Annotated in this window: 15 protein-coding genes; 1 reads left to right on the top strand and 14 read right to left on the bottom strand. The window is 33.8% G+C overall.

The window, feature by feature from the left end:
* Nucleotides 1-54: 54 nt before the first annotated feature.
* The 14 genes from CAR_RS00890 to CAR_RS00820 form a co-directional block, all read right to left on the bottom strand.
* Nucleotides 55-714: an amino acid ABC transporter permease gene (locus tag CAR_RS00890; RefSeq protein ID WP_013709864.1), complete on the bottom strand. Its 660-nt coding sequence runs from the start codon at nucleotides 712-714 to the stop codon at nucleotides 55-57.
* The gene (locus CAR_RS00885) at nucleotides 711-1,421 is read right to left on the bottom strand and encodes an amino acid ABC transporter permease (protein WP_013709863.1); all 711 of its coding nucleotides are present in this window, start codon (nucleotides 1,419-1,421) and stop codon (nucleotides 711-713) included. Before CAR_RS00885 ends, CAR_RS00890 begins: the two co-directional genes overlap by 4 nt.
* Nucleotides 1,421-2,245: a transporter substrate-binding domain-containing protein gene (locus CAR_RS00880; protein ID WP_013709862.1), complete on the bottom strand. Its 825-nt coding sequence runs from the start codon at nucleotides 2,243-2,245 to the stop codon at nucleotides 1,421-1,423. Before CAR_RS00880 ends, CAR_RS00885 begins: the two co-directional genes overlap by 1 nt.
* A gap of 32 nt (nucleotides 2,246-2,277) precedes the next feature.
* On the bottom strand, nucleotides 2,278-3,000 hold the full coding sequence (locus CAR_RS00875; protein ID WP_041556052.1) for an amino acid ABC transporter ATP-binding protein: 723 nt from the start codon (nucleotides 2,998-3,000) through the stop codon (nucleotides 2,278-2,280).
* A 294-nt stretch (nucleotides 3,001-3,294) separates the two neighbouring features.
* The gene (locus CAR_RS00870) at nucleotides 3,295-4,293 is read right to left on the bottom strand and encodes an LLM class flavin-dependent oxidoreductase (RefSeq protein WP_013709860.1); all 999 of its coding nucleotides are present in this window, start codon (nucleotides 4,291-4,293) and stop codon (nucleotides 3,295-3,297) included.
* Nucleotides 4,294-4,565: 272 nt separating this feature from the next.
* A complete protein-coding gene (locus CAR_RS00865; protein WP_013709859.1) occupies nucleotides 4,566-5,000 on the bottom strand; it encodes a hypothetical protein in 435 nt (144 codons plus the stop codon).
* Nucleotides 5,001-5,094: 94 nt separating this feature from the next.
* Nucleotides 5,095-6,093 carry a CdaR family transcriptional regulator gene (locus tag CAR_RS00860; RefSeq protein ID WP_013709858.1) on the bottom strand — a complete coding sequence of 333 codons (999 nt, stop codon included), beginning with the start codon at nucleotides 6,091-6,093 and terminating at the stop codon, nucleotides 5,095-5,097.
* A 134-nt stretch (nucleotides 6,094-6,227) separates the two neighbouring features.
* Nucleotides 6,228-7,379 carry a glycerate kinase family protein gene (locus tag CAR_RS00855; RefSeq protein ID WP_013709857.1) on the bottom strand — a complete coding sequence of 384 codons (1,152 nt, stop codon included), beginning with the start codon at nucleotides 7,377-7,379 and terminating at the stop codon, nucleotides 6,228-6,230.
* Between the two features lie 23 nt (nucleotides 7,380-7,402).
* Entirely contained in the window at nucleotides 7,403-8,695 is a 1,293-nt protein-coding gene (locus tag CAR_RS00850; RefSeq protein ID WP_013709856.1) for a GntP family permease, read from the bottom strand.
* Between the two features lie 707 nt (nucleotides 8,696-9,402).
* Complete coding sequence (locus CAR_RS00840; protein WP_013709854.1) at nucleotides 9,403-9,882, bottom strand: GNAT family N-acetyltransferase; 480 nt, start codon at nucleotides 9,880-9,882, stop codon at nucleotides 9,403-9,405.
* A gap of 81 nt (nucleotides 9,883-9,963) precedes the next feature.
* Nucleotides 9,964-10,158, bottom strand: coding sequence for a hypothetical protein (locus CAR_RS00835; protein ID WP_013709853.1), 195 nt, complete (start codon nucleotides 10,156-10,158; stop codon nucleotides 9,964-9,966).
* A 28-nt stretch (nucleotides 10,159-10,186) separates the two neighbouring features.
* On the bottom strand, nucleotides 10,187-10,699 hold the full coding sequence (locus tag CAR_RS00830; RefSeq protein ID WP_013709852.1) for a hypothetical protein: 513 nt from the start codon (nucleotides 10,697-10,699) through the stop codon (nucleotides 10,187-10,189).
* Between the two features lie 18 nt (nucleotides 10,700-10,717).
* Nucleotides 10,718-10,918, bottom strand: coding sequence for a hypothetical protein (locus tag CAR_RS00825; RefSeq protein WP_013709851.1), 201 nt, complete (start codon nucleotides 10,916-10,918; stop codon nucleotides 10,718-10,720).
* 106 nt (nucleotides 10,919-11,024) lie between these two features.
* Nucleotides 11,025-11,489, bottom strand: a complete 465-nt coding sequence (locus CAR_RS00820; protein WP_148229376.1) for a hypothetical protein — start codon at nucleotides 11,487-11,489, stop codon at nucleotides 11,025-11,027.
* A gap of 442 nt (nucleotides 11,490-11,931) precedes the next feature.
* On the opposite strand from CAR_RS00820, the gene CAR_RS00815 reads away from it, so the two are divergent.
* The gene (locus CAR_RS00815) at nucleotides 11,932-13,017 is read left to right on the top strand and encodes an AI-2E family transporter (protein WP_041556051.1); all 1,086 of its coding nucleotides are present in this window, start codon (nucleotides 11,932-11,934) and stop codon (nucleotides 13,015-13,017) included.
* The last annotated feature ends 94 nt before the right edge of the window (nucleotides 13,018-13,111 follow it).

Here is a 13,111-nt window from a genome sequence, read left to right as displayed (position 1 = left end):
AAAAAAACGGACTCTTAAAGAGTCCGTTTTTTTCTATTTTCTAAAATATATTAACTATATATTTTCAGAATTTTTTTTATGCCAATTCCTTACTAAAACCGACAGTGCGAAGCAAATAATAAAATAAACGACCGCCAGGAAACCGTAAATCAAAAATACTTCGGAAGTTTTCGTTACTTTCCCTAAAATAACTTGACCGCTTCGTGTAAATTCCATTATTCCTAGCCCAGCAAGAAATGACGTATCTTTAATGGTTGTAATTACTTGTGACAATAAAGAAGGAATAATTTTTTTAAAGGTTTGCGGCAAAATAATATACACTAGTGTTTGAAAGAATGAGAACCCTTGAGAATGAGCAGCTTCAAATTGTCCTTTCGGTATCGAGTTTAATCCGCCACGCACAATTTCTGCTACTACTGCAGCTGTATAAAGAAACAGTGCTATGGAGGCTTTCACTAATATCGTACTGCCTGGGATCAGAAAAGCACAACCTAGCATCCAGAGTAGCAATGGTGTATTACGGAATAACTCGATATAAAATCCAGCTATTTTACCAAAAAATTTCTTCTCATAGTTTCTGATCAACCCTAAGAGTGTTCCAAAAACGATGGAAAGGATCACCACGCACAAAGAGATTAACAAAGTAGTCTTTAATCCATCTAATAAGAACAACACGTTAGGCCGTGTAAAAACGGTTTGTATGGAGTTTATCATTCCATCACCTCCGGAATATCCACAACTAAGGAATCATTCTTTTTTAATTTCTCTTCATATTTCCTTGAGAATGTAGCCAGTGGGAAACAGAGGATGAAGTAAAGCAATCCAGCAACCACATAAGATGGTCCATAATTCAAGCTAAATGAAGCATAAGAGTCCGCTGCATACATTAAGTCTGCTCCCGCGATAATAGCCAATACAGAAGTGTTTTTTATCAAATTGACAGCTTGATTGGTCAATGGAGGCAAAATACCTTTAACCATTTGTGGCAATATGATGTAGCGCATGGTTTGTGTATAACTAAATCCTTGTGCATACGCAGCTTCTTGTTGACCTTTAGTAACAGATAAAATACCCGCACGTACCACTTCACCAATGTAAGCTCCATGATACAATCCAACTCCTACTACCCCAATCGTAAACTCGCTTAAGACCAATCCTGCCATTGCTAATCCGTTGTACATAAAGAAGATTTGAATGACAAGAGGGATATTTTGAAAAATTTCGACATATACTCGTGCGATCGAACGCAGAATCAAATTGTGGGCAGTTGATAAAATTCCAATAATGATTCCGATTACCAACGACAAAACTAATGCTAAGATGGCCACTTGGAGTGTTCTTAAAAATCCAGAACTAAAATTATCAAAATTTTGAAAAAGATCCTCCCATCTCCAAAGAGCGAATGGATTTGTACTTTTCATTATTCACTCAATCCCCACTCCGAAACCAATCCATTAAGAGTATCATCTTCTCCCCAAGTAGTGATCAACCCATTTACATGCTCTGCTAACTCCGTATTTGTTTTCTTTGTGGCGATTCCATAATCTTGCGTTGCGAAACGGTCTGGCAAAATTTCAGTTGAATCATCTAAATAGCCAGCCAAAATGGATCTGTCTACACTAAATGCATCTACACGACCTGAATCCAATGCTGCTTTAATTTCTGGATAAGTAGCATATTCTGAAAATTCGACTGCAATATCATATTGTTCAGCTTCTGATGCAATGGCTTCTGATGTTGTAGAACTTTGTGCTACACCTACGTTGGCTCCATCCATATCTTTTAGTCCTTCATAGTTTTTGTCTTTTTTCACTAATAAACCAACTGCATCTTCATAATACGCATCTGAGAAATTATACGTTTCTTTGCGTTCTTCAGTAACTGTAAAAGTAGCAATAACCATATCAACTTCGCCATTATCCAGTAATGGTCCCCGTGTTTTGGCTGTAACAGGTGTTAATTCAATAGCATCCGGATCGCCTAAAATATCTTCAGCAATTTTTTTAGCGATATCAATTTCAAATCCTTCTATTTCTCCTGTATCTGTATTCTTCAACCCAAAGTTTGGAACATCTTCTTTTACCCCTACTTTTAAAACGCCGGCTTCTTTGATTGATTCAATTGTTAATTGATCCGATCCTTTTGGTGTGTCTGCTTCTGTTGTTGAACTATCATCTGACGAACAAGCACCTAAAAATAATACACTAGACAAAATGACTGTTGCTAATAAGTTTCTTTTTTTCATTTGTTTTTCCTCCTAAGTATATCTTTATTTTTTTATCTTAAAATTTTGCTTAAAAATTCTTTTGTTCTTTCATGAGTAGGATTTTCAAAGAAATGTTCTGGTGGCCCTACTTCTAAAATGGTTCCATTATCCATAAAAATAACACGATCAGCTACTTGTTTAGCAAAACCCATTTCGTGAGTCACAACGACCATTGTAATATTCATGCTTGATAATTTGATCATCACATCCAATACTTCTTGAACCGTCTCTGGATCTAAAGCAGATGTAGGTTCATCAAATAGAATGATTTTCTTTTCAGAACAGAGAGATCTAGCAATAGCAACTCTTTGCTGTTGACCTCCTGAAAGTGTTGAAGGGTATGCTGTCGCTTTTTCTCGCAACCCTACGATATCTAGATACCGATAAGCCAGTTCTTCTGCTTCTTTTTTTGATTTATTCTGTAATTTTATAGGTCCAATTGTCAGATTTCCTAACACCGTCATATGCGGATAAAGGTTGAACTGTTGAAAGACCATTGCAGAAGAATTTCGTACCATCTCTAATTTGTTTTTTTCTGTTATTTGATTGCCCTCTATATAGACTTCTCCTGTCGTAGGTTCCTCAAGAAAATTCATACATCTAACTGTGGTACTTTTTCCAGAACCAGAAGGCCCTATGATAACGACTTTTTCCCCTTCAGCCACCTCTAAATTAATATCTTTTAGTACATGGTGGTCGCCGAAATATTTATTTACATTCTGTAGCTTAATCAACTCTGTCTCATCTCCTTTACAAAAACATTGATGGTAATCAGTAACTTTTAAGCAGGCGAAGTCTTTCTTGCTGCTTAAATCAATAGTATAAATACACATTTATGAGAAATCAATTAACACATACCTTTTCAATGTAATGTTTCCTCACATGGATTTAATATAAAAAGACCAAAAAGCCTTTACTTACTCAATTTAACCAACATTAAAAATTTATCATCTTTCTCATTGTTTTATTAAAAAAACAAAAAAACTTCCAACCAAGGAATCTTCATTGGTTGGAAGTGGAGTGCTTTATTATTTATTTAGTAATTCTTTGGCTAATAAACGATACACATTTAATCGTTTTTCTTGTGAATGAGGAATACTACAGATCATCGCTTCATCAAAACCATATTTCGCTTGATCTTCTAATAATTTTGCAGCGATTTCTTTTGGCGTACCTACCAAATGCAAAGCACGTCCTTGTTTTATCGTTAATTGATCAATTTCAGTTAAGGGATAATGTTGCGCTTCTTCAGGTGTCAGCAATTGACCCATCTGGCCTCTCCCCATTAATAGACGTGCAATATCTTGTGGCTTAGCTTCATATTCTGCTTCTTCTCTAGTTTCAGCTGTCGTAACAAGGTACGCTACATTGATGTACGGTTTTTCCATAAATGCAGAAGGTTGAAAATTAACTTTGTATTCATCCAAGATATCCTTTGTCATTCCACCCATAAAGAATTGAGCAAAAGAATACCCCACTCCCATTTGGGCAGCTTTTCGAGCACTGCTGCCACTTGAACCCAGTAGCCAAGCTTCAGGCAGCTGAATGTGTGAAGGAGTAGCAATCGTTCGAGTATATACTCGTTCTTCAGGCACTTCATCATTGATTAATTTCAATGCGGTATCAAATTTTTCATACATATTGTCCAACATTGGCTGACGCCCTTCTGACAAAGCATAAATAGAGTTGTTGTCGCCACCCGGAGCACGTCCTACTCCAAAATCAATTCGCCCTGGCGAAAAAGCACTTAACGTCTTAAAGACTTCCGCTAATTTCAAAGGTGAATAGTGCATCATCATGACTCCACCCGTACCAATCCGAATATTTTTTGTTTTTGCCGCTAAATGAGCTGCAGTGATTTCAGGTGCTGAACTTGCAAAACCATTTGTTCCATGGTGCTCTGCCATCCACATACGTGTGTACCCTAATTCATCCGCTAAAATAGCTAGTTCTTCAGCTTTTATTAATGCATCTGCAGCTGTATTTCCACTTGTAATAGGTGCTTGATCTAAGACACTTAATCTCACTATTTCTCCACTCCTTCATTATCCCAACACTTTTGTTATTGCTTTTAACTAGTATCTGTCTAATCTTTTATTAGACAGAGTAAAAATTAGTTTTGTTCTCATGTTCATCATTATAAAGAAACACTGATATGATTTCTATACACACGGGTTAACTACTATAGAAATCAGTTTGTTAAACAACGAATCAAAAGATAAGAATACCATATAAGATTAGTAACAACCTCAATCTTATATGGTATTCTTATATGCTCCTTATCAGGAAAACTTAGTTTTTATTCAAAATCTTCGCTTAATATTTCTACACGATCTTCAAAAGATACTTCTTGATGAATTTCGTGCAGCATCCACACATAACCAAAGCTATCTAAAAACATTGCATTTGAAATACCCATTTCTTCCATTTTGGTAATCGGTTGAATGATTGTTGCACCTGCAGCAACTGCTTTATCAAATACTACTTGAATACTAGGTACCACTACATTAAACCAAAATGATTGATTACTATCTTCTTTTGGTGCGAACAATTGGTATTCAGGATTTTCATCGAGCATATGGAAACGAGTACCGTAAATTGTGAAAACTGCTTCGTTGTTTCCTACTTTAAAATCTGTCGCCTCAACTATTACAACCTCAAAAATAGAGCTGTATTGCTCCAAAGCAACTTTACTATCTTTTACAACAAAATCTATTTCAACACCTGTGATCATTTATGCACCCTCCTAGTACTATTTTTTACTCACTTATAGTATACCATCTATGCAACTTAGTAGAGTTATACAAGGACTACTACAACTCTATTTTTTACTTGTTTGTAGAGTAATAAGCAAAATGATAAAACAACTCCCATAATTCATACCAAACACGAGGGTTTTTTCCAGTTAGTTCTTCAATTTTTTGAATTCTATAATTCAATGTGTTTCTATGGATATGAAGTTCTAGCGAAGTGTCATTGATACTTTTATTATTCCGCGCAAAACTGATTAATGTTTCTGCGTATTCTGGTGCCACTTCCTTTATCTTCTTTAAAGGTTCCTGATTAGGAGGAAGAGAAAATGAGAATAAATTAGCTAAATAGCAGCTATCTGTTTTATTTATTCCTTCTTTCTTTGTATTTAAAAAAGATAGCAATGCATATGTCTGTTTGATGTCTTGAAGAATTTGACCAATGTTTTTTTCACTAGAGCTGACGATAATAAATTCATTAGTAGCTGTTTCTAGTGAATCAACAGTCTCCATAAAAATAATAGAACCTTCAGACCATTCAAATAGTTCTTTCTTAGACGCAATTGCTCTCAGTATTTCCTTCCTTTCAGCAAAAACACCATAATAAGACTGCCCCAGTTCTAAATCGTATTTTTCATTTGCTTCTTTTTTTAACGATTCTGTATATATACCCTCTGACTGGATAATTTGTTTCAAGAGGTTATTCTTTGCCACTCTATTCTTTTCTTTTTGTTTATAAATATTTAATTCTTCAATAAGGAGTAGCGAGACCGTTTTAACAATTTTTGTGAACGGACGAACCTCATTAGGATCACCTGTAATTCCAACTACTCCAATAATAGTGTCTTCATATATTATTGGCTCGTTTGTCCCTTTTTTCTCTAAATGCGTATCTTGATAAACCTCTATGATCTTCTTTTCTTTGATTGCTCGTTCAGCTGCTCTATGAGAAGTTCCAATACGATTACTGTCGCCACTTGCAATAATAATACCTAAATCATTCATAATATTGATATTGTAAGGAATATCTTCCATAAGTTTACTGACGATTAGACTAGCCTGACTATTCGTTAACACGTTACTTCTGCCACCTTTTCTATACAAAAAACAGTTTAGAATTATAATCCTAAACTGTTTTTTCTTATCTTCTAAGTTAAAGTATCTTCTTATAAACTTAAAATATCAAGTTTATCGCCTAAAATAGATGCGGCTTATTTCTGTTCACTGGTTAAAGATAAGATTCGAGCAATATTTTCACATGTTCGTTCTAGATTTGATTCGCCATTTTTCAAAGCTTCATCAATCGATTCGGCCTTTGAGAGAATCCCAAAAATAGCCGTCATCCCCTCATCATATAGCACATCAACATCTTTCCCAATATAACCAGCACAAGCAAAGACGGGTTTTTGATAGTGTTTGGCAACTTTTGCGACCCCATATGGTGCTTTTCCAAATTTAGTTTGAAAATCCATTCCACCTTCGCCTGTAAAGATAAAATCAGCTTTAGCAATTTGTTCTTCTAATTGATTGATCTCAATGACAATATCAATTCCAGGTCTTAGTGTTGCATTTGTAAAGGCTAATAAACCAGCGCCTAGCCCACCTGCTGCTCCAGCCCCGGGTAGATGTTCAATATTCATTTGAACATCTTTTTGAATGATGTGCGCGTAGTGTTTTAAATTAGAGTCTAATTGTTCCACCATTTCTGGTGTAGCTCCCTTTTGAGGACCAAATACATTAGCCGCCCCATGCTCTCCAGTCAATGGATTTGTAACATCGCTGGCAACTTCAATTTCGATTTCTTTTATTCGAGGATCTAATTCATCAGTATCGATTGATACTAATTGATTTAAAGCACCTCCTCCTTGAGGAATCGATTGTCCGTTTCCGTCTAAAAACTTCACACCCAATGCTTCGGCCATCCCAGCCCCGCCATCATTCGTTACGCTACCGCCAATTCCTATAATGATTTTTTCTACACCGTGATCCAGAGCCGCTTTGATCAATTCTCCAGTACCATATGTAGATGTAATCAATGGATTTCGACGCTCTTTTGACAATAATTCAATCCCGTTTGCTTTTGCCATTTCAATCACTGCTGTTTTATTGTCACCTAAAATCCCAAAATATGCCGTTACTTTTTCTTCAGGAATCGGACCAGATACTTCAACATTGATTCGTCTTCCTTTTGTTGCATCCACTAATGAATCGACAGTTCCCTCGCCTCCATCAGCCATTGGAACAAGACTGATTTCTGCATCCTTAAACACTTTTTTTATCCCTCTGGCCATTGCTTCACAGGCTTCTTTTGCGCTCATACTTTCCTTAAACGAATCTGGTGCAACAACAAATCTTTTCACCATTATATTTGCCTCTTTTCCCTTAATTAGTTAAGAATAAATCCATACAAAATAGTTGCAACTACAGTCATTGCCCCACCTACACACATCTCGTAAGGGATAACCTTCAATCTTTCTTTTATCGTCATGTTCATACTATTTGCACTAATATGGAAATAATTCCCTTGAGGAACACTATCAATAACGGTTGATCCTGTGTGAACCATTACAGATGCTGCTAAAGAAGAAGTTCCTGTATCTAGAATGGCTTGTCCAAATGATCCAGTAGCCAATATAACAGCAGTAGACGTTGATCCTACAGCTAATCCCATCAAGATACCTGAGATTGGAGCTAAGAATGTTCCAGAAATACCTATTGTATCAATTAATTTTACAACTTGAACAGATAAATCAGAAGCAGATATCAATCCTGCAATTGCACCGGCTCCAATCAAAATAAGTACCGTATCTGTTACCCGTTTAATTCCTGAAGAAGCGTATTCGCTAATTTTATTAGCATGTCCCATTGCGAGTGTTCCTACGATTGAAGCAAAAGGAAGAATATATAATGCATCAATTTTTAAATTTGTGAGGACTTCTATTTTTAATAGGGTCCCAATTGGGTTGATCAATAAAAGAATAATTGAAAGCATCGGCGCAATCAACGCTTTTCCCAATGGCATTAATTCCTTTACTTCTTTTTCAAGAATATCCCTCTCTCTTACCATTTCACCTTTATTTTTAATTAAATTCGCTACAATAACAGCGGTTGCAAGTCCGAATAAAGCAGGGATAAAACCAGCCAACATCACACTGCTCAAATTCAAACCAAAACCATCTGCTGCTGCAATCGTATTTGGATTAGGAGATATAATATTTCCTGCTTTTCCTCCACCTGATAAGGCTGTTAATAATGCAATTTTACTAATCCCAGTTTGTTTTCCAACGGATAATGCAATTGGAGCAACAATTAGGACTGCCACTGGAATAAATACCCCTACAGCCGTTATGATCATTGTCGAAAGAGCCAATGATAAAATGGCTTTCTTATCTCCAAGTTTCGTTACAATCGCATTCGCAATGGATTCTGCTGCTCCAGATTCCATCATTACACCTGCAAGCATTCCTGCAGCAAGAACGCGGATAGCGGTTCCAATAACGCTTTGTGTTCCACTGATTAAAATATCAATGGTATTCACCAAGGAAGCACCACCTACTAAACAACCAACAATGGCTCCAAAAAATAAAGAATACACCGGATTGAATTTTTTCAATATAAGTACAATTGCAACGATCAATCCAATAATTGCTGCAAACCACGGAATCGTAATATCTAACATCTTTAAACATCTCCTAACTTCATATGTGTGCGCTTACATTATATTTTTCATTACCAGAAAAAGCTATTGTCAGTTTAACAAACCTGATTGTGCAAACGCACAACACTTGTTGTCAAAATACCTTTAAGATAGGCCATACGCCTTATCTAGGAATAATAAAAAAGCTAGCTATCAGGCTAAAATATACCCATAACTTGCTTATCATTTCCTAGAAATGTTTTTTTAAATTTAATATTGTTACTAACACTTGCAAGCATACTTTAACAACCTTGTTTTTAAAGTATTACAATTAATACTAAAAATAAACAGTATCTGATAGTCATTAACTAGTTCTTTCGGTATGATTAGAGAGCAGCTATTGTTGAGTATGTATACTATCAAAGGAGTGATTTCAAATAATCTATTTACTCATTATTGTAGTGCTAATTTTATTACTATTAAACTATATTCAAGCAAAAGAAATCAGGAAATTGAAGGCTCTATTCACATATGATCAAGATAAAATGGTAGAAGATTCAAAAGAGTATTTAATGACTATGAATGAAATACAAACGATTAAAAAAATCAGAACTCAGTACTATCCTATCGACTTAGTTCAAGCAAAAAAAATAGTCGACAAAGCGAATTCAATTATTAAATCATGATTCCAGAGAAAATGTGAAGTTTTATTACATGTTAAAAGAATACTACAAATAACTACAAAAGAATCAAACAATAATCTTTTTGAAAACTGAAATATCCATCCCTTCTTTTATCGCTTTATGCTCAGGCATTAATTGATATCCTTGATTTAAGTAGAAACCAATCAGCTTCTTTTCTTGAGTAATTGTATCAAGATGCCATTCTTTTACTTTAGAAAATTTATTTTCGATAGTAGTCATAGCAATTTTTCCATATCCGTTATTTTCGTACTCAGGAAGAATCGCTATTGGAGAAATTCGTGCTTGGTTGTTCTTTTCATTAAAAAGTATTCTTATAAATCCAATTTTCTTATTTTCATCCATGATAAAAAAGTAGTAGCTGCTTCTCATATTAAATCTAAAAAGAATAGTTTCTATAGTTTCGTTGTATGGAGAGGTATCCAAATCATGATATTTCATAAATAATTTTTTAAAGGCAGATTTTTGAATTTTTAGTATTTCGTCAAGTTCATTTGTACTAGCTAGTTCAAGTGTTATTTTATTCATAGTTCTAACCTCCACATCTCACTATATAACGAATAATTTATAGTTTAATAGTACAACATTAATTCATATCAGAAATTAATTTTATTTGCGATTATTTTTCAAGGCTATCGTTAACGCACGAATTGAAAATAGGACCGCCACTACACCATATAAAGGGTTTTTTAATGTGACAGATAGGGTACTAAATAAGCAACTTGATGTCATAAATAGAATCCAATTGCTACTTTCCACTTTTTTTATTTTATTATCTCGTGTTGTAATTTTTCTTATTTTCATTAGTATTCACCTCATAATATTAAGGACCTTAATTCACTATTACAGGTGTAAATGCAAGGCTATATAAAGAGGATGGATAAATATAGTAGAGAAACTTTTTGCCACCATCAGTTTCTGACTGTATATATACGGCGATCTTTGTAACTTGCCTACCTTCTGTTACTTTTAGTCTAAAGTGATCTGTTTTATTTGGAGCGTTTACAAAAATGCTACCCAATGGATCAATACTACCAAATAGATGTTGTGCACTTCTTTTAGTGACCTGAGCTCCATTTTCTTCACTCCAACGGAAACCGTCTCCTATTGAGAATTTAGTTCCTTGACTTGGTTGATTACTTGCATAACCTGAAGTATATATCACTGTTTTGCTAACTTTTACATATTCATATATTGGATGTTGCGGAACAGTTATTACCTTTACTTGATCATTAAAAGGGCTAGTCACACTAGTCTCTTCAGTATAAATTAGATCAATCATCGTAAAAGCCAAAATAAATCCCATTAAAATAAAAAGGAACCAATAAAAAAGCTTTTTTTTCATAGACCTTATCTCCTTAGTTTATTCATTCATGTTTAAAAGTTGAGAAACAACTTCAGCACTACCGGGTAAAAACATAAAGAGTGAAACTAAAACAAATAAACTACCAAAAACAAAAAATATCATTACAAGTTTAACTTCACGTGAAACACCTTTCTTTAACCCACCTGCTATAAGCAAAGCAATACCTATAAATAGTAATAGAAAATACCAAAAACCCATTCTATCTCCTTCTTCCTTTAATCATTAACCATCGTTAAACCCACTTAAAAGGCTTTATTTTTAATATGATCATATTTATTAAATCTATAGTAATCAGCTAATTTCTTTATTCATCAAGAAGCTTAATAGAAAAATTGCTGCATTCAATTATCATGATTGTTTGTGAAAAAAAGATAATTTCATGTCTTAATCGATCATTAGTTATTAAAGTTAATTCATCAAGGGACCATTCATCTAACCCTCGATTGAACAATATTTTTTGGGTTTCAGCTACTTTACTTCTAGAAACATCAAAGTCAAAAGAATATACTGTAACATCATTCCATGATAACTCATATAACGTATTATCCCAGTATTCTATTCTAGCCGAAACGGTTACAATACTTTCTTGGGAATCATTAGATACTTCAGGATTATAATTATTTGATACTATCATTTCACGGATTAAACTATCATGAAATGATGTGTTTAATAAAAAGTTATAAGTAATAGTATCGAGTACTTTATCTAAAAATTTTAAATTATTTCTGTAGCCTTCAATATCGTGTTTTTCTTCAGTAAAGTATTCCATCAAAGTTTCTCCCCTCATAAATGAATAATAAATTGCTCTCATTTATTATCTCTAATTTTTATTGGAAAGTAACGCACCCTTTGGTTTACATTTAGCAACCAGTTGTTTACATATAGTAAAAATCAAACTTAACAATTTCCAACCCATCTAAAGTGAATACAATTATTTTATTTTTTAATCCTAAAAAAACAGATAGTTTGAAATTGTTTTCTAGTTTTTAAATTAGGAAGCTAATTATAGGTTTGGCTTTCATCAACTTACATTAATAGATATGTTATTATGAGACTAGCAGTTATTGCATTCAAATGAAATTTCAAAGTATTTACATTATTACTGATCGGTAACGTTTCTTCCTTGGTTATTTCCAACTCCTTGTAAGATTCAATCTTATCTAAAAACATAAATAGATTATACAGACCTACAAGAAGGAGACTATTTTTTTATGAAGTATTTTAAACATTCAAAATTGTTATTATGGACACTGTGGGTATTAGCAATGGTGTTAATTATTTACTATGCAACTAAGATCAGCTTTGTTTTCCAACCACTATTTGTCCTATTTTCGACACTTTTTATTCCTGTTTTAAGCGCTGGATTCTTATTTTACTTGTTGAATCCTTTAATTAAGGTAATGCAAAAATTAAAAATCAAACGCAGCTATGCTATTATTTTAGTTATGTTTCTATTTCTTGGCGGAGCTACTATTTTTATTATTAAAACTTTCCCCATCTTGATGCACCAGCTATCCGATTTAGTTGCTAATAGTCCTGCTATTCTCTCAGATATTGAGATTCAAACTAAAGACATAGCATTACTCTCTCCATTTAATAATGTTGATTTAGACGAAACTTTAAATCAGCTAAATCTTTCACTTGATGCTTTTTCCAAAACTATCTTATCTAGTTTCACTACCAGTATTAGTTCTATAGTTGGAGCTATCGCTAATTTAACAATTGTATTAATCACGGTACCAATTGTTCTTTTTTATATGTTCCATGATGGTGAAAAATTACAATTGGCTGTGACTCATTTATTTCCCATCAGATATCAAAAACATGTCTTTGAATTACTCCATCAGACTAACCTTGTGATTACTGCTTACATCAGTGGAAAAGGCTTAGCGAGTATCGTTGTTGCTGTTTTAATGTATTTTGGCTTTTTAATAATTGGATTACCTTACACCTTATTATTGGCAATTGTTAATGGATTTACTAACCTTATACCTTATATTGGCCCTTTCATTGGCGCTGTACCAGCAATTATAGTCGCCTTAACGATTTCTCCAACAACTGCTTTATTAGTCGCCTTAATCGTACTAGTCGTTCAACAACTTGATGCTAACTTTCTGACACCGAAATTTGTTGGGAAATCATTAGCTATTCATCCCCTAACAATTATTATCATTTTATTAGTAGCCGGGAAAATGCTTGGAATTATAGGAATTATTTTTGGAGTTCCCGCTTTTGCTGTGATTAAAACAATAGTTGTTTATATTAAAAATACTCGAATTGCTGAAGAAAAACACTAATAATAGAATTCCTCTTAGTATAAAGATTGTAGTTCTTACTTCATTAAATGTAGATATATCACTAGTAATTCTACTAGAACCAATAAAAAATTTA

Source organism: Carnobacterium sp. 17-4 (assembly GCF_000195575.1).
Taxonomy (GTDB): Bacteria; Bacillota; Bacilli; order Lactobacillales; family Carnobacteriaceae; genus Carnobacterium_B.
Note: the sequence above shows the minus strand (reverse complement) of the source record. Positions and strands in the feature narration are given on the sequence as shown.